The organism is Mesorhizobium prunaredense, from assembly GCF_900156895.1.
In the GTDB taxonomy this organism is placed as follows: Bacteria; Pseudomonadota; Alphaproteobacteria; order Rhizobiales; family Rhizobiaceae; genus Mesorhizobium; species Mesorhizobium prunaredense.
Genome location: NZ_FTPD01000023.1, coordinates 202,067 through 220,699, shown reverse-complemented (window position 1 = coordinate 220,699; position 18,633 = coordinate 202,067). Strand labels below are relative to the sequence as shown.

General features: G+C 60.9%; 14 protein-coding genes and 6 pseudogenes. 12 read left to right on the top strand and 8 right to left on the bottom strand.

The window, feature by feature from the left end; all coding sequences use genetic code 11:
* Positions 1-8 precede the first annotated feature (8 nt).
* The 7 genes and pseudogenes from BQ8794_RS18690 (at position 9) to BQ8794_RS18665 (ending at position 4,670) form a co-directional block, all read left to right on the top strand.
* Positions 9-1,892 carry an ABC transporter ATP-binding protein gene (locus BQ8794_RS18690; protein WP_077380071.1) on the top strand — a complete coding sequence of 628 codons (1,884 nt, stop codon included), beginning with the start codon at positions 9-11 and terminating at the stop codon, positions 1,890-1,892.
* Between the two features lie 31 nt (positions 1,893-1,923).
* A complete protein-coding gene (locus BQ8794_RS18685; RefSeq protein WP_077380070.1) occupies positions 1,924-2,238 on the top strand; it encodes a DUF6665 family protein in 315 nt (104 codons plus the stop codon).
* A gap of 257 nt (positions 2,239-2,495) precedes the next feature.
* Positions 2,496-2,709, top strand: a pseudogene (locus BQ8794_RS36605) (calcium/proton exchanger); the annotation flags it as partial.
* Positions 2,710-2,713: 4 nt separating this feature from the next.
* A pseudogene (locus BQ8794_RS36600) lies at positions 2,714-2,791 on the top strand (L,D-transpeptidase); the annotation flags it as partial.
* A 132-nt stretch (positions 2,792-2,923) separates the two neighbouring features.
* Entirely contained in the window at positions 2,924-3,142 is a 219-nt protein-coding gene (locus BQ8794_RS18675; RefSeq protein WP_244555023.1) for a hypothetical protein, read from the top strand.
* A gap of 113 nt (positions 3,143-3,255) precedes the next feature.
* Positions 3,256-3,918, top strand: coding sequence for a hypothetical protein (locus BQ8794_RS36070; RefSeq protein ID WP_210189845.1), 663 nt, complete (start codon positions 3,256-3,258; stop codon positions 3,916-3,918).
* Between the two features lie 275 nt (positions 3,919-4,193).
* Positions 4,194-4,670 carry a histidine kinase gene (locus tag BQ8794_RS18665; protein ID WP_077380413.1) on the top strand — a complete coding sequence of 159 codons (477 nt, stop codon included), beginning with the start codon at positions 4,194-4,196 and terminating at the stop codon, positions 4,668-4,670.
* A gap of 18 nt (positions 4,671-4,688) precedes the next feature.
* On the opposite strand, the gene ppk2 is transcribed toward BQ8794_RS18665, so the two are convergent.
* Complete coding sequence (gene ppk2, locus BQ8794_RS18660) at positions 4,689-5,522, bottom strand: polyphosphate kinase 2 (protein WP_077380066.1); 834 nt, start codon at positions 5,520-5,522, stop codon at positions 4,689-4,691.
* A gap of 72 nt (positions 5,523-5,594) precedes the next feature.
* Positions 5,595-7,274 (bottom strand): SulP family inorganic anion transporter, encoded by a 1,680-nt coding sequence (locus tag BQ8794_RS18655; RefSeq protein ID WP_077380064.1) that lies wholly within the window; start codon positions 7,272-7,274, stop codon positions 5,595-5,597.
* An 81-nt stretch (positions 7,275-7,355) separates the two neighbouring features.
* Here BQ8794_RS18655 and BQ8794_RS18650 point away from each other — a divergent pair, with 81 nt between their 5' ends.
* A complete protein-coding gene (locus BQ8794_RS18650; protein WP_077380062.1) occupies positions 7,356-8,906 on the top strand; it encodes a CYTH and CHAD domain-containing protein in 1,551 nt (516 codons plus the stop codon).
* A gap of 162 nt (positions 8,907-9,068) precedes the next feature.
* On the opposite strand, the gene BQ8794_RS18645 is transcribed toward BQ8794_RS18650, so the two are convergent.
* The 3 genes and pseudogenes from BQ8794_RS18645 to BQ8794_RS18635 all read right to left on the bottom strand — a co-directional run bounded on the left by BQ8794_RS18645 (position 9,069) and on the right by BQ8794_RS18635 (position 12,327).
* The gene (locus tag BQ8794_RS18645; RefSeq protein ID WP_280174606.1) at positions 9,069-10,712 is read right to left on the bottom strand and encodes a SulP family inorganic anion transporter; all 1,644 of its coding nucleotides are present in this window, start codon (positions 10,710-10,712) and stop codon (positions 9,069-9,071) included.
* Between the two features lie 138 nt (positions 10,713-10,850).
* Positions 10,851-11,225: pseudogene (locus tag BQ8794_RS18640) on the bottom strand (SAM domain-containing protein); the annotation flags it as partial.
* A gap of 394 nt (positions 11,226-11,619) precedes the next feature.
* Positions 11,620-12,327 (bottom strand): annotated as a pseudogene (locus BQ8794_RS18635) (IS6 family transposase).
* A gap of 221 nt (positions 12,328-12,548) precedes the next feature.
* On the opposite strand from BQ8794_RS18635, the gene BQ8794_RS36065 reads away from it, so the two are divergent.
* The 4 genes and pseudogenes from BQ8794_RS36065 to BQ8794_RS18615 all read left to right on the top strand — a co-directional run bounded on the left by BQ8794_RS36065 (position 12,549) and on the right by BQ8794_RS18615 (position 14,974).
* A complete protein-coding gene (locus BQ8794_RS36065) occupies positions 12,549-12,695 on the top strand; it encodes an ABC transporter (RefSeq protein ID WP_077380058.1) in 147 nt (48 codons plus the stop codon).
* A gap of 148 nt (positions 12,696-12,843) precedes the next feature.
* The gene (locus tag BQ8794_RS18625; RefSeq protein WP_077380056.1) at positions 12,844-13,515 is read left to right on the top strand and encodes a hypothetical protein; all 672 of its coding nucleotides are present in this window, start codon (positions 12,844-12,846) and stop codon (positions 13,513-13,515) included.
* A 79-nt stretch (positions 13,516-13,594) separates the two neighbouring features.
* Positions 13,595-14,181: pseudogene (locus BQ8794_RS18620) on the top strand (protein-S-isoprenylcysteine O-methyltransferase).
* Between the two features lie 10 nt (positions 14,182-14,191).
* A complete protein-coding gene (locus BQ8794_RS18615) occupies positions 14,192-14,974 on the top strand; it encodes a hypothetical protein (RefSeq protein WP_077380054.1) in 783 nt (260 codons plus the stop codon).
* 57 nt (positions 14,975-15,031) lie between these two features.
* On the opposite strand, the pseudogene BQ8794_RS18610 reads toward BQ8794_RS18615, so the two are convergent.
* From BQ8794_RS18610 to BQ8794_RS18600, 3 genes and pseudogenes are all read right to left on the bottom strand, one after another.
* Positions 15,032-15,987, bottom strand: a pseudogene (locus BQ8794_RS18610) (IS110 family RNA-guided transposase); the annotation flags it as partial.
* 424 nt (positions 15,988-16,411) lie between these two features.
* A complete protein-coding gene (locus BQ8794_RS18605) occupies positions 16,412-17,443 on the bottom strand; it encodes a DUF2955 domain-containing protein (protein ID WP_077380052.1) in 1,032 nt (343 codons plus the stop codon).
* On the bottom strand, positions 17,433-18,557 hold the full coding sequence (locus tag BQ8794_RS18600) for an HlyD family secretion protein (RefSeq protein ID WP_077380411.1): 1,125 nt from the start codon (positions 18,555-18,557) through the stop codon (positions 17,433-17,435). Before BQ8794_RS18600 ends, BQ8794_RS18605 begins: the two co-directional genes overlap by 11 nt.
* Positions 18,558-18,633: the final 76 nt, after the last annotated feature.

Below are 18,633 nucleotides of genomic sequence, written 5' to 3'. Positions count from 1 at the left end.
GCCGCCGAATGATGATTGCCGTCTACCGCTGGTTCGAGAACTGGGTCTATCCGTTCAGGGAGCCCGCGGGCCTTCGGCCACCGGTCAGCGTCAGCGGTTTCCTCTGGCACTATGTCGGCCAGGCGAAGGTCGCCTTCTTCGCCATGCTTGTCATCGGCGGCATTGCGCCGCTGGTCGAGGCTGGGCTGTTCTACTTCGTCGGCAGGCTGGTCGACATTCTCGACCAGCTCCCCGGCGAGCGCAGCTGGGACGCGCTGTGGACTGCCGCCGGTCCCGAACTTGTCTTCATGGCCGCCGTGGTGCTGGTCGTCCGCACCATCGTCGTCGGCCTGGCGGCGCTGGTCGACGAGCAGACGATCACCCCTGGCTTCTACAATCTGGTGCGCTGGCAGGCGCACCGCCATGTCTCGCGCCAGTCCTACGCCTTCTTCCAGAACGATTTCGCCGGCCGCATCGCAACAAAAGTCTGGCAGGCCGGGCAGGCGACCGGCGATTTGATGCAAAGCTTCATCGAGGTCGTCTGGTTCATGGTCGTCTATACGGTGACGACGCTGGTGCTGGTCGCCGGCCTCGACTTGCGGCTGGCGGTGCTGGTGGTGATCTGGATCACCGCCTTCGGCTGGCTGGCCAGGCGCTATCTGCCGGCGATCCGCAAGCATGCCGAGCAAACCGCAGAGGCCGGTTCGATGATCACCGGCCGCTTCGTCGATTCCTACTCGAACGTGCAGACGCTGAAGCTGTTCTCCGCCGATGGCGACGACCGTTACATCAGGAGCGGCTTCGATATCTATCTCGATGCGCTGCGCCCGTTCACCCGCAGGCTGACCGGCGTGCGCATGGCGCTGACGACGCTGTCGGGGATCATGATCACCGCGATCGCCTGTTTTGCCGTCTATCTCTGGATCGAAGGCTCGATCACAGTCGGCGCCGTCGCCTTCACGCTGTCCCTGGTGTTGCGGCTCAACATGTTGCTCGGCCGGCTGATGATGCAGCTCAACAGCATCCTGCGGAATCTCGGCGTGCTGGAAAACTCGAAGGCGCTGATCTCGCAGCCGCTCGGCCTGACCGATGCGCCCGACGCCAAGGAGCTTGTCGTGACCGGCGGCCGGATCGAAGTGAAGAACGTCGAGTTCCACTACGGCAAGGGGTTCGGCGTGCTCAATGGCATCGACCTTGTCGTGCGGCCGGGCGAGAAGGTTGGACTGGTCGGGCCGTCCGGCGCCGGCAAGACGACGCTGGCCAATCTGATCCTGCGCCTCTACGACCTCGAGGGCGGCAAGATCACCATCGACGGCCAGGACGTCTCAAAGGTGACGCAGAATTCGCTGCGTGCCAACATCGGCGTCGTCAGCCAGGATACCGCGCTTTTCCACCGTTCCTTGCGCGACAACATCAAGCTCGGCATGCCGGAAGCAACCGACGCCGCGGTGATCGCGGCCGCGAAGAAGGCCGAGGCGCACGACTTCATCCTCGACTTGCGCGACAATCGCGATCGCCAGGGCTATGAGGCCTTTGTCGGCGAGCGCGGCGTGAAATTGTCTGGCGGCCAGCGCCAGCGCGTGGCGATCGCCCGCGTCTTCCTCAAGGACGCGCCGATCCTGATACTCGACGAGGCGACGTCGGCGCTCGATTCCGACATCGAGGCGGCCATCCAGGAAAATCTGGCGCGGCTGATGGAGAACAAGACGGTCATCGCCATCGCGCACCGGCTGTCGACCATCGCGGCACTCGATCGCCTGGTGGTGCTCGACGGCGGCCGCATCGTCGAACAAGGCACGCATGACGAACTGGTCGCTATCGACGGGCTTTATGCGCGGCTGTGGAAGCGGCAGTCCGGCGGCTTCCTGTTCAACGAGGAGAGCGTGCTGGAGGAGACGCGGCCGGCGGAGTAGGGCCAGATTTCAGCAAAAACCGGAGTGAAGCATGTCGGTGAGAATGCCATCGAATTTCGGACGGTCGGGAGCGCGGGAGAGCGCGCTCGACCTGCTCGGCCATGAAATCCTCGGCGAAAAGGCGGCGGCGCTCGGCCGCGCCGGCCGGCGCGTGGATGAAACGCTGGCGAAGTTGCGTGAACATGGCGACGACGGCGAACATCGTGCTCGGCTGCTCAAGGACGCGGCGGAGGCGGTCCACGGCTATTTCATCCAGCGCGAATTGTGCGGCTTGCGCAAGCACGACGCAGTGATCCGGGAATACAATATTCCCAAGGCCGTGCTGGCCAGGCTCGGCGCGAAATAGACAATAGTGTTGAAAATCTGATGGTACCGAAGACGAAATACCGATTTCGACCCCGTTCCAGTCGTCCAGATCGCTCGCGCTACGGAATAAGTTGACCCGAAGCCGCCCTTCATCAGCCCATTTCGCTGCCTGATAGCTGACATTTTTGGCAACCAGCACTGATGGCTCGGAAGCCTGCTAGCGGGGTTGAAGCCATGGACCAGCCAGCGCTCGTTCTAAGACAAGCAGTATTTCGCTGATCGTATCCATGGCCCCCCTTGCTCAAAGAAATCCGTGACAATCCCGTTCTCTGGTTGTTGGCCTTTGTGCCTGCGGTGTTCGTCGCCCAAGCACTCGAGCCCGAAGCACACACGCTGCTTTTTGTGCTTTCCGTGCTGGCGATCGTGCCGCTGGCCGCGCTGCTGAACTACGCCACCGGGTCGGTGGCGACCAAGACGGGCGATACGGGTGGGCGGCCTTCTCAATGCGACGCACCAATCTCGCATCCCGCGTCAAGGTTGGCGCCAAGGTCATCGTTCTCATGCAAGGGGCCGCCCTTTACAGGGGTGTGTGAAGCGGCATTCGGAGAGGGACAAGCAATGTCGGCAAAACGTGCAGTGGGAACTTCGATCCGGGCAACAGCAATTGGATGCCTGGCGGGGCCCTGAGCGCCTGCGTCAGCGCGGCGCCGCCGCCTCAGGAGCAGATGTCGAGGACGCAGGTCGAGACGGCTCCAGCCGATCTGCAGCTTCTTTGCGCCAATGCGGCCGCCAAGGCGAGCGGCGTCGACAGCACCAAGATCCTTCCGGTTTCCTCGAACAAGATCGATTCCAAAACCTATCAGGTCGAACTCGATGCCAGCGGCAAGAAGCCAAGCTGCCTGGTGGATACCGAAGGCAATGTCTTGTCCGTGAAGGAGGCTTAGGTCGGATCGCCCGCAGTGACAAAGCGGTCGACGACATGTATTTCCAGCGGGCCACCCAAGCGTATATCTGGGCGGGACGGCGGCCTGTCTGACCGTCAAAGGTTCGGAGCGGCTTGAGACAATTTGCCGGTCTCGGGAACAAATTTGGATCGACGACGTTTCTTCCAGTTAATGACGACGTTTCGCATACGGCAAACATTGCCACCAGCGAGGACGCGATCATGAGGTTCCTGTCAGGTATAGCGACCTCCCTGGTCGCCACTTTTGCACTTACGAGCACTGTTCCAGTTGATGCCGCACCGATCTTCGTGCCCAGGGCACAAAGCGCGCAGTCCGATGTCATTCAAATTCGAGATGGCTGGTACAGGGGTTATCGCGGCTACCGCCACTATCGTCCGGGATACCATAGGCACAACGACTTTTGGTTCCCCGCCGGCGCATTTGTCGCTGGAGCGCTGCTCGGCAGCATGATCGCCAACAACAACGGCTACTACGGCGGGTATTACCGAAGCGGCTTCTACGGCGATCCGTATTACGGCGGACCCTATTACGGCAGACCCTATTACGGCAGACCCTATTACGGCAGACCTTATTATGGCAGACCTTATTATGGCGGATCCTATTATGGCGGATCTTATTATGGCGAACCGTATTACCGCGACCGGTATTACCGCAACCGGTATTATGGCGACCGGTATTATGGCAATGGGTATCACTCAAACAGGTCCTATCGCCCATGCTCGCCCCGGGAAGCCGATTCCGGTAATTGCTACTAGCGCGGCCTGTCGCGACACATTCTACCGCCTATCGCGAATTTGACCTTGATGTGCCCACATGGCATCATGGAATGGTAGCTGGACTGCGAAGACAAGACTTCTTGCCGCGGCGGCCGATCCCTTCAACGTGCGGCTGGCAGCCTGCCTCAGTCGACTACCCTGCTGATTTACGTCTTGCGGTTGGGTGGGCATGAATTGAGCCCAACGAACGAGATTGGCAAGACGTCGATCTGCCTCTGTGTTCTATTCTCGAACGGTTTCGAGTGGAGGAGAAAATGGCCAACATCAAAGACACAGCTTTAGACATAAATGCGGCGCCGCCGAGCGCTGAGCAACTGCGAATGGCTCTCCTAGAGGAGCAGATGGCGGAGGCAGACAAGCAGGAAAAGCTGCGAGCGCGGCAGAATGAGGAACTCACGAAGTTCACAAACAGCTTCCTAAAGGACCAAGTGAGTAATGATGAACTTGCAATGGTTCGCCGCCTCGTGATGAATGCCGTCAAGAACGGCAAGTACGAAGCACTAGTATACAGCTTTCCGTCGGAGCTTTGCACCGACAGCGGCCGGGCTATCAACAGTGCTGATCCGCAATGGACTGAAACGCTCCAGGGTAAGGCCAAGCAGTTGTACGAACGTTATGTTAAGAATGCGAAGCCGCAGGGTTACAAACTCAAGGCCATGGTTATTAACTTCCCAGGCGGAATGCCTGGTGACATCGGCTTCTTTCTCAGTTGGGCCCCGGAAACTAAATAGGTTCCGAGTGCCACTCGGTCAGAACACGTCCGGCACCAGGTTGCGCGGAGTTGCATCGTCCACGAAGTTGTCGGGCCGCTTCTGGCGTTTGCTGAAGTTAGGTTTTTCGAACTCGACGCGCTCATAGGGGATGGAGCTCAGAATGTGCGAAATGCAGTTGATGCGCGCGCGCTTCTTGTCGTTTGACGGCACAATCCACCAGGGCGCATGCCTTGTGTCTGTTGCACGGATCATCTCGTCGTAAGCGCGGGTGTAATCCCACCAGCGGTTGTACGATTCGACATCCATCGGGCTCAGTTTCCACTGTCGAAGGGGGTCGTCGGCCCGCTGTCGGAAACGCCGCTCCTGTTCTTCATCACTCACATCGAGGAAGTATTTGAGCAGCGTTATGCCGCTTTCGACCAGGGCGGTTTCAAACGTCGGTGCCTGTTCGAGAAAGCGCCGCGCCTGCTTCTCGCTACAGAAACCCATGACGCGTTCGACGCCAGGACGGTTGTACCAGGAGCGGTCGAATATCACGATCTCGCCTCCGGCGGGCAGGTGCTGGATGTAGCGCTGCATGTAGATCTGGGTCTTCTCTCGATCGGTCGGAGCCGGCAGGGCGACGACGCGGAACACTCGTGGGCTGACCCGCTCGGTCAGGCGCTTGATCACGCCGCCTTTCCCGGCGGCGTCACGGCCCTCGAAAATGATCGCGATGCGGGCACCAGACTTCTTCACCCAGGCCTGAAGGTGGGCAAGCTCAACATGCAACCGGGCGAGTTCCTTCGCATATTTTTTTCCTCCCGATTTCGCTTCCTCCGCCGGTTCGGATATCGTAGCCGCCGCCCTGTCTCTATTCTTCTTACTCATGTCTTCCTCCACTCCACTGGCACGCAGCCATTAAAATGACAGTTGGGTGACAGCAGGAGAGTCCCTGAACTGTCACGCTTGGGCCTCGAACGCATGATACGCCTCTTCGAGAATGTCGAAGACCATGTCGGAGCCAATGCGCTCGATCACGCCGGCGCGAACAAGGATATCGCGCGCTTCGGCGTGAAGCTCCGCTACGCCAAGCCTGATCCCGCGATTGCGCAATTCGTCACATAGCTCCTCCAGCATTGCCGCTGCCGAGCTGTCGATCTGGGAAATTGCACTTGCATCAATCAGCAGCCAGCGTGTGTCTGCCGGCAATTCCTCGGCAATGGACCGCAGCCGCGATGCGACGTAGTCAGTGTTGAAGAACAGCAGGCTGCCTTGAATGAGGCATACGGCGAGGCCGGGTACCTGACGGGCCTCGGGCGTTCGATGCAGTTTGTAGAAACCGTCATGGCCTGGAACACGGCCGAGCATAGCGTCGCGGGGAAACATCAGCTTGCGCAAAACATAGACCAGCGTCACGCCGATCGCGATGACAACCCCGTTAAGGACGCCCAGACCGATCGGACCCCACATCGCAATGAGGGCGAAGACGAACTCCATGCGGCTGATGCGCCAAATCTGCCTAAGGGCGGCGAGATCTATCAGGCTGATAGCAGTAGCCGCAAGAATCGCCCCGAGCGCAGGGATCGGGATAATCCTTAGGGTCGGACCGAGAAACAGCAGTGTCGCGATCAGGGTCGCGGCAGCCACGATGCTCGTCACCTGCGAGCGTCCGCCAACGGTAAGGTTGACCGCCGTGCGCGAGTCAGAGGCCGTCACCGGGAAGGCGCCGAAAAGGCCCGCCCCTATGTTCGCAGCGCCAAATCCGATGAGTTCGCGGTTTGGATCGACCGGGTAGCCGCCTATTGCCCCAAAGCTGCGGGCCGTAATGATGCCGGCGCCGTAGCTCACGAGGAAGATCGCCGCGGCGCCGAGGGCCAATGTCTGGATCGGAAGGTCAGCGATCGCTGGCAACGACAACGAGGGCAACCCTGTCGGAATATCGCCGACTACGGCGATGCCGCGTCCTTCAAAGTCGAAAACGGCCGAAAGCACTACGGAGAGGACCACGACCAGCACTGGCCCGGGAACCGGAAAACGCATGGCCCGCGCGATCTGCAACAAACCGAACATCCCCAAGGCCAGCAGAAGAGACGGCCAATGTATCGATCCGGCCTTGCGCAGAAGTTCGAGGACCGGTGCGAGCAGGCCTTCCGCCTCGATCTTGACTCCGGTGAAGCGACCGATTTGGCCGATCAGGATCGAAAGCGAGATGCCGATGAAGAACCCCGTCAGGATGGGACGCGACAGGAAGGTTGCAAGAACGCCGAGCCGAAGCACCCACGCCGCCAGGCAAAACAAACCGACACCAAGCGCGAGGATTGCTGCGATCGCAGTTCGGTCCACTTCGAGCCCGACTGGCACGCTCGCGGTAACCGCGACCAAAACCGCCGCAAGCACCGTCATCGTAGCCGCGTCCGGGCCGACTATGAGCTGACGCGAGGGGCCAAAGATCGCGTAGGCAACCAGCGGCGCGATGCTCGCGTAGATGCCGGTCTCAGGCGGCAGGCCCGCTATCGCAGGATAGGCGATAGCACTGGGAAGCCCAACCGCGGCAACTGCAAGCCCGGCAGAGACATCGCTCCGCACCCAGCCCGGTTGATAACCGGAAAGGCTCGTAAGCACAGGAAGGCGCAAGCCCACCGGGTTGAATCCTTAGCTGGCATAGCTATTTTATTAGCTTCAGATACTCTATAGTCTTGCACCGGGCCTGACAACACAGCCATGAGCGAGATCGAGCTAAAATTTCTCCTCGACGAACTGACGTCGAGCGAGCTTTGGGGGCGCGCGAAGGCGCTGAAGCTGGCCAGCGGCAGCCCAAAAACGAGAACGCTCAGAAGCATCTATTTGGACACTCCCGAACACGCGCTGAAGAAGGCGGGGATCGCGCTCAGACTCCGGCGCGACGGGCGGCGATGGATACAGACTGTCAAGACCAGGGCCGAGCTGCATGGCGGCCTCTCGCAGGTTGGCGAGGTGGAGAACCCGGCTCCGGGTGGGCGGCTGTGTCTCGATGCGATTCCGGACGCAGCAGTCCGAGAGGAGGTCGTCCATCGCGTGAGTGGCGCGCCGCTTCAGCCGGTCTGCGAGACCGTGATCAGGCGCTCCGCCAGCGAACTTTCGCTTGACGACGGCACACGCGCGGAGTTGGCAATAGACATCGGCGAAATCCACGCCGGGGGGCGCTCGGCCGAGTTGCGTGAACTCGAGATCGAACTCATCGAGGGCAGCCTGGGCGGACTGTTCGACATTGCACATCTACTGTTTCCTGTGGGGGGCCTGAGGTTCTCCCGCCTTTCCAAGGCGGCGCGCGGCTATCTGCTCGCGGAACAGGGATGGATCGACCCGCCGCTCGCGCCCCGCAATGCCGAGGACGTTGCACTCGATCGGGCTCAGATCGCCGAGCAGGCGGCACGCGACGTCCTTCGCGAGTGCCTCGATCAGGTCGCCACGAATGTCGTGGTGATCCGGGAGCTGGACGATCCCGAAGGGCCGCACCAGTTGCGGATCGGCCTGCGCCGATTGCGAAGCGCGTTCTCTGTCTGCGCTTCCGTTCTGAAGAGCCCGGAAATGACGCGGCTCAGCATGGAAGCCCGCTGGCTTGGCCAGGAGGTCGGGCGTCTCAGGGATATCGATGTGGTGGCGAACAATATCGTACGACGGGAGGCCGAGGCCCACGCGGATGAACCGGGTCTGCCGCCCCTTGCCGATGCTCTCTCGAGGCAGGCGGGGGGACTGCGCGATCACCTTCGCAAGGTTCTCCCCGACGCGCGCGTGCAGGCGTTCCTGCTCGACCTGGCGCGTTTCGTGGAGGCGCGAGGCTGGCTCGTTCCTCAAGATTTTGGCCAGACCGAGCGGCTTGCAGCGCCGGTCGTCGAGTTGGCTGGCAAGGCACTCAGCAAGCGCTGGAAGAAAGTTAGCAAGCACGCACGTGGACTGGAGACTCTCGATGTGGAGCAGCGCCACGAGTTGCGCAAGGAACTAAAGAAGCTGCGCTATGCGGTCGAGTTCTTCTCTCCCTTGTACCCGGCCAAGCGTGTCGATCCATTCCTGAAACGCTTGAAGAAACTTCAGACGGTCTTCGGCGATCTGAACGACGCGGCGGCCGTCAGAGCCATGTTGACGGGAGCGGAAGCGCCCGGCGCCGGCGATCCGGCCGCGCAACGCGCCATCGGATGGGTGATCGGAGCGAGTCAGGCGCGCGCCGAATTTGGCTGGGCTGGCGCAAAAACCTTGTGGGGAAGCCTCGACGAGACCCGCCCCTTCTGGAAGTGACCGGCCCCGCTGGATGGAGATCGCTGGCCCGGCTTTGGCCTCCGGAAGACGCGGCGATTGTATACTTGACAGACCAAACTTTGCGCTGATGGCGTTTCCCCGCAATCCTGCTAATATTCACGCCCACCGAGTGGTGGCTCACGACCGAGCGCCAATGGGTGCCTAGTTTTGATTGAAACTCGTCGTATAGTGCTGGATGGCTCCCCGTACGCTGGAGAATAGGCGCTCGGGTCCTAGTCGATCGGCGAAGCCAGAGGCCCGGATGTATTCGAGTACGCTGGGGTTCAGCGCCACTATCCAACACGTCATTCCTTGCTCGGTTATGCGGCGTTCGCCCTCCATTATCATCTGGAGGGCGGAATACTCGATGTCGAAGACCCGGCTCATGTCGAGCGCGACGACGCGCGGCTTGTGCTCGACGACCAGGGCCTGGATCTGATCCGCGACCCGTTGGGCATTGGCGAAGAAGAGCCGTCCCTCCGGCCGGAGGATAAGCAGGCCCTCGAATGTCTCATCGTCCGGGTGCTCGGGTGACAACGGACGGATTACGTCGGTGCCCCGCTTGCGGCCGATCACGTAGACATTTGGGTTGGCCGACTGACTGGCCAAGCCAACGAGCGACAGAACGATCGCCACGACGATGCCCTGCAGCGTGCCGAAGGCAAGTACGCCAAGGAAGGCCGCCAGCGCCCATCGAAACTCCATTCGCCGTACCTTGCGGATCGACACGAACTCGGCCGGCTTGATCAGTCCGATCGAGTAGACGATCACGATTGCCGCCAGCACAGCCTGAGGCAACAGGCTGAGCAGCGGGGCCAGGAGCAGCATGGTGGCCGCCGCGGCACAGGCCGTGACGAGAGATGCCTTCTGCGTTTGTCCTCCGACCGCGCGGACCACGGCAGTCTGGGACGTACCACCGCCCGCCGGCATGGCGCCGAACAACGCACCCGCCAAGTTGGCGGCCCCTGTTGCAAGAAGCTCGCGGTCGGCCTTGATGAGCGGCTCGGCGGGGGCGGCGAAGGCTCGCCCGGCGGCGATCGATTCAGTGAAGCTCATCAATGCGATGCCGAGCGCGCCCGGCAAGAGTTGCTGGACGAGGCTGAGAGTCGGTAGGGTGATCGACGGGAGCGACTGTGGGATGAACCCCACAATCGCGACGCCCGCAGAATCCAAACCGACGAACCATGAGAGCCCAATCCCCGCGCTCACCGCTACGAGGGGAGCCGGCGAATGGGGCCAGAGCCGCTCCATCGCCAACAGCGCCAGTATTGCCGCGATGGCGATGGTCAGAGTGAGCAGCGACGTGTTGGGTAAATGGTGCGCCACACTCAGAATGTCGCGGAGGAAGCCTTCCTTCGCAATGTGCACGCCGAGCAGCTTCGGCACCTGATCGAGTACGATCACAAGACCGATACCGGCCTTGAAGCCGGTCAGAACGGGAGACGAAATGAAATTGGCGACGAACCCGAGGCGAAGCACTGAGGCCCCGATCAGCAGGGCTCCGGTCAGCGCGGTGAGCGTCGCAGTTGCCGTGATCAGCTTATCCGGATCACCGTCCGGAACTGCGAACCCGAGCTGTGTCCCAGTGAGGATCGCAAGGGTGGTCGTAGAGCTTACACTCAGGACGCGCGATGTGCCAAGCAACGCGTAGACGATCATCGGCACGAAGGCCGTGTAAAGTCCGACACTCACCGGCAGGCCCGCAACCGTCGCGTAGGCCATCGCCTTTGGCAGGACGACGGCTGCGGCCGTCAGGCCTGCGACCACGTCGAGGCGTTGGATTGCAACAATCGAGGGCTTTTTCACGCCGCTTTGCCAGCGCTCGTCAATCGAGCGACCTTGCCGATGTCAGTTATGGGTTCTCAACCTAGTCTAGCTAGGGCGTAACTCCTCGGCAAGGAAGGTACTTAACTGTATCCTACTCCAGGAATTTCGGTTCAGTCTGGCGACGCAGCGATGGTAGGTTCCGATGACCTCGCGCATGTCCTCCGGATCCAGGCGGCCTGCGAGTGCCGTCGAGCCGACGACGTCAACGAACATGACCGTTAGCTGCCGCCGCTCAGCCTCTGGAAGCGGCGGGGCTGTCCCTGAGATCGCCGCCAGGGATCGCGTGGTCGAGGTGGCCGCTGTATCCGAATTCGCGCGCAGGGCGGCGATAGCGGCGAGCAGCTTGCGGCGATGACCAATCGATGTGACCCCGAGCGCCACGAGATCGTCGGCCGTGAGCTGGGGAAGCGTTTCAGCTTCAATGTCGTTGTCGCGAAAAGCCTGCTCGTATTGCTGCAGGCCGAGGCTCCGTAGCCATTTCGCGATATCCACGCCCCTTCTCCTCTTCGGCTGCGGGGGGCTGCCCTGTTCTCCCAACTATATCCCAAATCGATGGAGTAGGCGGAATCTCTTTGGAAGAGGCCGCTGAAACGGAGATATCGGCGTGGAACGGGTGGCCTGACGACGAGCATCGCGCTTCTCGAAAGGATGCCTGCTCTGAGGTCATGACTTGCCCATGCTCTTGCCTCGGGGAAGGTCAGCTTCGGAGAAGCGCCGGCAATGTCAAGAAATGGCGCGTCCTTCCTGTTCGCAGACCGGAAGAATTGACCCTTGGACTAAGCCGCTCGCGCGGCAATGGCGCCGTGGTGAGGGTGCAGCAATGATCTGAACGGTTCCGTTGCAAAATTGTCGTCTGGCAATAGAAACTCTGGGAACGACCCCAGCCTCACGCGGCGGCGATGATTTCCAATTGCTCGACGATGGCGGATTTGGATTGAAGGCGTACCTCGGCTGTCGTTTTCGCATCATGTGGATCATCTCGATCCCGCCCAGCGTGGCGATAGCGCTTGCGAATGATTTGAAACCGAGCATAGGCCGCACACGACACTTGATGCGCCGGTGATCCTGCTCGATGCGGCTGTTGAGGTACTGGCTCTTTCGGATGCGGATCGGCTTGAGCTGCCGCCGCGACCGATCCCGCAGCCGGCTTTCCGCGTCACAGGAAAGGATTGCCTCGCGATTCGTCTGGCTGCCGTCGATGACGATGCGCTCGGGGTGGCCGTGACGCTGCAACGCCTTGCGCAGGAAGCGTTTGGCCGCCGGCAGATCACGATGCTCGCTGAACCAGAACTCGACGGTGTCGCCGACGCTGTCGATGGCGCGATAGAGATACATCCAGCGGCCGCGAACCTTGATATAGGTTTCGTCGATATGCCACCTTCCGCTGACGGCACGCTTGCGCCGATTGAAGCGTTTCAGCAGCAAGGGCGAGAAGTGAACGACCCAGCGGTGGATCGTCGAATGATCGATACTGATGCCGCGCTCGGCCATCATTTCCTTCAAATCGCGAAGGCTCAAGCCGTAGGCCAGATACCAGCGAGCGCAAAGCAGAAAGCAGAATGACGGACTGGTCGAAATGGCGGCCCTTGAACATCTGAACTCTCCGGCGAACCACCAGAGGCCATGCCATGCGCCTGGTTACCGAAAACTTTGCAACACAGCCCAATTTTGCAACGGAACCCGACAGAATGCCTCTCCCAACCATCAACCGACAGTTAAACTGGCTAGGTGTGTCTTTCCTGCACTAGCTGCGGTGTGGTCCCCCGTTAGTTTGCGTGTTGTACCTTGAACCGATTCGCCCGAGGGGAATATGTGATGAGCAGAATTCTAATCGCAGTGGTCGCGGCGCTCGCCGTCGCCAGCCTAAGCGGCTGCGCAAATATGGACATCGGCAAAGGGAAGGGGAAGGCTCCGCCGCCTGTCGTCGTCGAAGAGCCTGCACCGGCGCCCGTGTACAAGTAAACCGGCCTAGGTCGGGATGGGGAAAGGCCGCTGGCCTTTCCCCATCAGCCAGCAATCCGGATCGGGCGACTCTTCGGCTCGGTCGTGAGGTCAGCAGTGGCGGGCAGGACCCGCTTTTGATCTGCGCTCCTCGGAGTTCGGGAATGAAATGACGCTTGTAAGTGGCCGTTCACTGTCCGTGGCCCTGTTCGCGCTCGCGGCGGCATCATGCCAATCGCAATCGCAGGATAAACCTCAACTGAATTTCACGTCCGATGAACGGACCCTAGCGGCTGCCGGGGCGCCGACGAGCACGGTGAATTCAGCAGAAGGCCGGTACTTCATCGAGTTCCGCTCCCGCTACGCCTATACATACGGGCACTCCTTCGTGATTTTCGGGCGCATGGACAAATCGGGAAAGATGATCAATGCCGAAGTCGCCGGGCTCGCGCCGAAATCCAACGATCCCAATATCTATATGCTCGGCCATCTCGCGCCGGTGCCGGCCTCGACCGGATGGACCGACGGCGATCTGGAAATCGCCTACCGGTCGGCGAGCTGGACAGTTCCGCTTACCGAACCTGAATACAGGAGGGTCGTGGCATATATACGCAAGCTGCAGGCCAAGTCGCCGCTCTGGCACGCGTCGCTCTACAATTGCAACGCCTTCGTGGCCGACATCGCAAGCTTCATGGGCTACAAGACGCCAAGTATCTGGCTTATGCCGCGTGATTTCATCACAAAGCTTCGACAGATGAATGGCGGGCCGAATGCGATCGGCTATACCGGCCCGCCGGGGGTTGAATCCGGAAATGCCCCCGTCGCAACGGCCCCCCGTTAGCAGATCGAGAATGTCGAGGCGGCCGCGCCTCCTCAAGACGTCCATACCGCCGAAAGGGCGCCGGTGAGCTAAATTGAGCATGGAAGCGAGTTCAGTCGGCGAGATCGTATGGGTGCTCGGGATCGTCGGCTGGTATGTGATTCGATATCCTTTCGAGCACCGGGCCAAGCGCGTGCGAGTCGTAACCAATCGCCGCTCGCCTTCCGAAATCGTCGGACTTGTCTCGGCTCTCTTCGGCCTGGCGATTCTGCCCGGCTTCTATGTCGCGACCGGAATCTCCGAGTCAGCCGACTTTACGGCGAGATGGTGGGCGGTCGCGCTCGGGGCTATCATCTTCGCCCTGGCGCAGTGGGTGTTTCGCAGGGTCGCACAAGGAACTCGGTCGGAACTGGTCGATCACGCTTGAGATCCGCGAGAGGCACGCGCTGGTCTGCGCCGGGCCATACGCCGTCATCCGTCACCCGATGTACACCTCTTTCATGCTGATGGGCCTCGGCCAGGCATTTCTGCTGTCGAACTGGGTCGCGGGCCTGGCAGGGCTTGTCGGCTTCGCAATCCTTTTTTCCTGCGAGTGGACAAGGAAGAGCGTATGATGCTGGAGAATTTCGGCCCGCAATATCGGGTCTATATGGAGGGACCAAAAGAATAATCCCTTATATTTACTAGAGGTCCTGTCATGCGAGGCCGAGCACTAAAGATTTCGGCGCCCCGACGCCTGGTCGGCGACCTGATGCGATTTTCGATCGGAGTACCGCGGGTAACCGTGCAGCGTCACATGAATCTCGCGCCGCTCGTGGCAGCCAGAATGGCGCAGCAGCCCAAACCGTCCTGGAGCGCGATCTTCGTGAAGGGATACGCGCTTCTCGCCCGGGAAACGCCCGAGTTCCGGCGTGCCTACGTCAAGTTTCCCTGGCCGCAATTCTACGAATACCCGGTGAGCGTCGCCTCGATCGCGCATGAGCGCGAATATGAGGGCGAGCGGGCTGTACTTTTGAGCCGCATCAAGGGACCAGAGCGCTGCTCGATCGCCGAACTGCATGCATCGATCCACGCGGCGCGGTCACGCCCCGTCATGGAGATCAAGGAGTTCCGGCGCGCCTTGACGATGGCCCGCGTGCCGACGCCGATCCGCAGGGCGCTGATGTGGCTCGGGCTGAACATCGCCCGGCAGAGGCCGAACTATTTCGGCACGTTCCAGTTCTCCGTCTATTCGGGCCTCGGGGCCGAATCCCTCAACCCGCTTACGCCGCTGACCACGCTGCTCAATTACGGGCCGATCGGCGAGGACGGATCGGTGACCGTCCGCATCCTTTACGACCACCGGGTGATGGACGGCGCCAACGTCGCCCGCGCGCTCCACAGGTTCGAAGAGATACTGAACGGAGAAATCGCCGAGGAGGTGATGCAATTCAGCCAGAGCGCTGCCGTTCCCGTAACGCAGGAGCGCGCCAGCGAGTGACGATTCGGCCAGCGGTTCTGTCAGGATTGCTGTGCCGACGAAGTGAACCGGCAGGCTAATTGCAAGCCGCCGGGCCAGAGCAATGCGCGCCTCTCGCATCGTGCACCGCGCCGCGATGGCCAGCGCCCAGTCCTTCAGCTTGAGCGGCCCCTTGTAGCGCGTCAGCATGACGTTCGCCGCTTCATAGAGCAGCGATCGCGTTCGCCGGTGGCCGCACTTTGAGATGCTGCCGGTGTAGTCCACTTCGCCCGACTGGTAGTGACGCGGCACCAGGCCGAGATAGGCGCCGATGTCGCGAGACCGGCGAAAGCTCTCAGGATCATCGACGGCGGCCGCGAAGGCGAGCGCAGTGAGCTTGCCGACGCCGGGAACGGCCATCAGCCGCCTACGCTGGAAGCCTTGGCCATCTTCTTCATGTCGGTATCGATTGCCGAGACAGCCGAAAGCACGGCAGCTCGCGCCGCGATGAGGCCTCGCATGGTGGCGGACAGTCCGTCGATCCCTTCGCTGGCCCAGAGCGCCTGATCGATGAAGGCCGGGCTGAGTGCCCGTGGTAGCCGGACGCCGAACACCACGGCGAGGCTGCGGATCTGGTTCTCCAGCATGACGTGCTGGCCGACCAGCTTCTTGCGCGCGATGACCAATGAGCGGATGGCATGCGCCGGAAGAGACTTCACATGGGGCGGTTTGAAGAACCCGGTGCGGGCGAGATGGCCACGAGCATCGTTGCGGTCGGTCTTGTGGGTCGCCAGCGACTTCAGCGCCTGCTAGGCTTGGCGGCTCTCGATGCAGACGACAGGGACGTCGCGTTCTCGCAGGCCGTGGTAGAGCATCGGAGTCATGCGACCGGTCTCGAACACGACCCGTCGGCAACTGGGCGCCTTCGCCAGCGAAGCAAAGATCGCCTCAGCCGTCGAAATCGTCCTCGCTTCGTGAACGACTGCACCCTCACGGTCGAGAACGCAGACATGCGTCTCTTCCATTGAGATATCCAAACCTGCAAAATACTCCATGGTCGGTCTCCTCTTCAAATCGGAGCCGATCTTATCGGTCTCCGCGAAGAGCCGCCGCCCATTACCCAATGTTGAAAAAGTCCGATCCGTGGCGAAACAAGCGCTGAATCCCATTTCTTGATGAGGCTCCTCCTGGAATCAAGATTCGCGATTCCAGTCCTCATGAACCGATATTCTAAGCGAGCGTCGCCGGTGGCATAGCTGGCGACTTTTTCAACGATATCCGCCAATTGCGGACTCTACCGAGTTTGCCCGCAAAATCGAACTTCGGGCCATGGGCCGTTCGCCTACAGGAGTGGGCGATTTCGTTATTGTCCGCATTGTCGATCGCTCGACTGACAACTCCAGGAGGCCCGCCGTTTCGTACACGGCGGCTGCTCGCGGGAGGCCGATCAATCGGCGCGCGTCGGCCGCCGACAAGCGTTCAATCGCGACTGTCTTCCTGCCGAGGCCAAAGCAACGTTGTCATGAAGATCGCATAGGCGATGGCCACCAGTATGTAAGTGACCCGGGTGGAAAAGGACTCGGCGGCAGACCCCGGAAGCGGTGACACGCCTGTTCCGAATACGAGGAGGAAGATCGTCAAGGCGCCAGCGTAAAGTTTGGCGGCCGGCGCACGCATGGCAGCACGACCGCCAAATACCAACCCGGCCAGCAGTACCAATAGAAAGAGGAAAATGTGGGACGGCCATACCTGAAGCAATCCGAATGCGACGGACCCGGCCAAGCCTCCAGTAATATTGGTTATCACGATCCCCAAGGCCGCGCGCGTGCTGGCTGCGACGTCGAATTGGGACAGCAGTGACACGACTGTTATCGGAATGACAATCGCCGTTGCCAGCCCTTCGCGTGTCAGACAGGCAACCACCGCGATCAGGAGTATGGCGGTGTTGGCGGCAGCGTAGCGTGCCGCATGCGGATATGTCGTCGCCGTCGCGGCCTTAAGGGCGGGGCTACCTCTGTCCGGGATTAGTACATGGGCCAGCCACATCAAAAGCATTCCGGTCACCACACTCTGAACCAGGATCATAAGAATGGTGTCGCCGAGATCCTCGTTCAGAATTGTGAGGAGCGGCACCATAACCGCTATGACCAGGACAAGAAAGATTGTGGGGCCGCCCTTGCCGTTCGCCTGCTGGTAGAAACATCCAAAGTAAATCAGCCCGAGCAGCAGCAGCAGAACCGGCGGCCGGTCGCCAGTCAGCACCGCTACGAATTGCAAAAGTGCTCCGACAACAAGAATGAGCACCGTGACTGCCAACGCCTTTTGCAACGGCATAGGGCGGGAACTGGAGATTAGAAACTGTGCCGCAAACAACGGCCCAAGGAAGGGGATGATAGCCCCCGAATAGACCAACCAGGAAAAGCCGACCGCAACGGCAAGCGCTATGCGCAGACCCTTGCGCCTTACATTAACGCGGTCCGCCTCGTGCAAAAGATGCGTGTCAACTGACATAGGTAAGGATCGACAGAACTCGGATCCAGATGCTGCCGAGGGCATTGGTGACCGGATGGTCCCCGGTATAGATCACCACATTCGCCTGCGAACCGTACCGCACGCCCTTGGGCCGCCCTTCGTCGAGAACCAGGCGGATGGGAAAGCTCTGCGGTGTTCTCACCCATCCAGTGTCTGTGGAAATCTTCGGCAGGCCCGTCGCTGGGTCGACGCTTCCCTGAGCCACCCCCATCCCGATGCCCTCAACGGTGGCGGCAAAAATCTGACCGGGGAGGATATCGAAAAACACCTCCGCACGGTCGCCTGCGGCAACCATCTCGAGGCTGTTTTCCTTGAACGCGGCCGTGATCCAAATCGTGCCGGTATCGATGAAGGTCATTGCACTCTCGCCAGCGCTGACCATGCCTCCGACGGAAAGCTGAAGATTGGTGACCACGCCTTCCGCCGGCGCTGAAACCGTCGTGCGCAGCAGATCAAGCTGAGCGCTTTCAAGCGCCGCGAGCGCCTCCTTCAACTGCGGATTGTCCTTTCCTGCGGGTCCAAGCTCCTCCTGAGCCCGCGCGAGGTCGGCTTCGGCTGCATCCACGCCTGCATCTGCCTGATCCAGCGCGGCCGCGGCCTCATCATACTTCGCCTGGGCATAGACACCGCGCCTGACAAGTTCCATCGCGCGGGTGGCTTGATCCTGGACGTTGACGCGGACTGCCTTTGCCTCCACCACCCGAGCCTGGGCGACATCGACGGCCGCAGTCGAAGCGCCGATCGACTGACCTACCCCTGCAAGGCGTGCTTCCGCCTCCGCAACGGCAAGCCGGTACTGTTCCGGGTCCAGGCGAAACAGCATCTGGCCGGGCGTCACGGCGCTGTTGTCAGTCACGCCCACTTCAATGACCCGCCCGGTAACCTCCGGCGCTACGCCGACGACATATGCACTGACGGTCGCCTGCGAGGATGAAGGAGTGCGCCGCTCCATGAAAACCGTCACGACAAACAGCAGGAAAGCCACCAGGAGCACGGTAATTGCGACCGTGCGCTGCGGGTTTTTCTCTTTCTGAGGCGGGCCCACTACATCTGGAGCATGATCACGAGAGGCCTCAGTTGCTTCCGACGCCATGACGTTTCCCCTTATGGTCACGCGGCCATCGCGCCACGGCTTGATATCATCGAGCGTCGGCACCTGCGTTGGAATT